The sequence below is a fragment of the Mesorhizobium sp. BHbdii genome (assembly GCF_053848045.1).
The window spans coordinates 1-398 of record NZ_JBSPKX010000321.1 but is presented as its reverse complement, the minus strand read 5'-3'; the positions used below and the strand labels follow the sequence as shown (position 1 = coordinate 398).

General features: G+C 66.3%; 1 pseudogene. It reads right to left on the bottom strand.

Features of this window, described 5'->3' with window-relative positions:
• Window positions 1–398, bottom strand: a pseudogene (locus ACWTU8_RS33240) (leucyl aminopeptidase family protein); the annotation flags it as partial.

Genomic DNA, 398 nt, shown 5'->3' with positions numbered 1-398 from the left:
GTGGTGACATTGTTGATGTCGGCGATCTTCGACGACAGTTTCGCGTCGTAGGGCCGCCACAATGGCATGCGCCACAGCGGATCCTCGACCGCCAGCGACGCCGTGGCGAGGTCTAAGGCCAGCGCCTCGTCGCTGGTATAGAAAGGCGGCAGATCGGGGCCAAGCGCGACGCGGGCCGCTCCGGTCAGTGTCGACATGTCGACCAGCAGCTGCGGCTCCTCGTCATCGGCGAGCGCCAGAGAGTCGCCGAGCACGAGCCTGGCTTCGGCGTCGGTGTTGCCGATCTCGACACTGATGCCCTTGCGGCTCGTCAACACGTCGCCGGGTCGAAAAGCGTTGCCGGCAATCGAGTTCTCGACCGCGGGGATCAGCACGCGCAGCCGCACGTTCAGCCCGGC